Raw genomic sequence first — 1,357 nt, 5'->3', positions numbered from 1 at the left:
TTTGTAATTCATATATTATAACTATCTTTATAAGATTAGTAATTATTTATAAAGAGTAGAGTTATGAAAAAAATGTTTTAAAACTATTTTTGGTCGTGTCTGTGATTTTTACAAGTTCAGTAATACATGCTCAGTATAAAATTAAAGGACCTGGTATCTCTCCTTCTAAAGATACAGTTTATGCAGGTATACCTTATGAATATAGGGTTGTAAATTTCCCTAATACGCGTTCATTAATGTGGCAGTTTTTATGGGGAGTATCTGATACTAAAGAAGGAGAGGTTGTTCATATAACTTGGGATAATGTGCCTGAGTCAAGAATAACAGTTACAGGTCTTAATGGAAGTTCTTATGTAACAATGGAAGCTGTTGTTAAAATATCAGGAGTGAAGCCTCAGCCTGTTAAACCTGAGGTCCCTAAGTTTGTAAAAATGGAGACTGTTGACAACGGTGTTAGTAAATATTATTTTACAAATGTAAAGAATGCGTCATCTTATAAATGGACATTACCTCAGGATGTTGTGAAACTACTAGACGGCATATAGGTAGTTTCATACTTAAAAAGAATATTGAAGATAATAATGTTATTTTGTTTGTAAAAAACACTCAAGCTTATTGTAAAGGAATGATACAGGTTCAAGCTATTATAGATGATGGTGGTTTATATAGTGATGTTAACAGCGTTGAATACAAATATTTGGATGAATCATATATAAAAATAAATGCCCCTGATACTATTTCTCTTAATGATCAAAAAACATTTACAGCCGAAATTACTAAAATAGCTGGAGCAACTTATCAATGGAAGATTGGTAGTGCTATTATTGTTAATGGTGATGGAACAAATAAGATATCTTTTACATTAAAAGATCCACTTGTATGGCTTTCAATACACGTTACAATTCTTATTGATGGAAAATCTTTGTTACTAATAAAAAATATTTTTGTATTAGATACTGTACACATAAATGGTCCAGATGTAATATATGGGGATGAGTCTGTTGAATATACTTTATCTACAACTATAGACATTAGTAATGATCAATTTATTTATTGGTTTAGGGATGATTATGGAAATATATTACAAATGGAAGGAAAGGTTCTCTATTTACATGGTAACCAACTTTCGGAAGGTATTCATTCTATTGGTGTAGTATTTGGCATTTACGATACTATGGCTCGAAAGACTGTAATTAAATATAACAATAAACCATATTCTGTTACTTATAATCAAATATTAAATTCTGTAATTGTTTCGAGAACAAGTTCATCCGGATTTTATAACAGGAATAATGTGAATAATTTATTAGTTCAGATATATGATATTCAAGGTGTATGAAGTGTTCGGAAAGTATGT

At 29.7% G+C, this 1,357-nt stretch carries 2 protein-coding genes; both read left to right on the top strand.

Features of this window, described 5'->3' with window-relative positions; all coding sequences use genetic code 11:
- The first annotated feature begins 95 nt into the window (after positions 1–95).
- Positions 96–545, top strand: a complete 450-nt coding sequence (locus DXA15_RS25005; protein ID WP_128135840.1) for a hypothetical protein — start codon at positions 96–98, stop codon at positions 543–545.
- Positions 500–1,339 (top strand): hypothetical protein, encoded by an 840-nt coding sequence (locus tag DXA15_RS25000; RefSeq protein ID WP_158579721.1) that lies wholly within the window; start codon positions 500–502, stop codon positions 1,337–1,339. The genes DXA15_RS25005 and DXA15_RS25000 overlap by 46 nt, the downstream gene beginning before the upstream one ends.
- Positions 1,340–1,357: the final 18 nt, after the last annotated feature.

Source organism: Parabacteroides sp. AM58-2XD (genome assembly GCF_003463685.1).
Classification (GTDB): Bacteria; Bacteroidota; Bacteroidia; order Bacteroidales; family Tannerellaceae; genus Parabacteroides; species Parabacteroides segnis.
Note: the sequence above shows the minus strand (reverse complement) of the source record. Positions and strands in the feature narration are given on the sequence as shown.

Bases quoted from the DNA above. Each gene is read 5' to 3' on its own strand.
- DXA15_RS25000 (WP_158579721.1), top strand. From the start codon at position 500: ATGGACATTACCTCAGGATGTTGTGAAACTACTAGACGGCATATAGGT.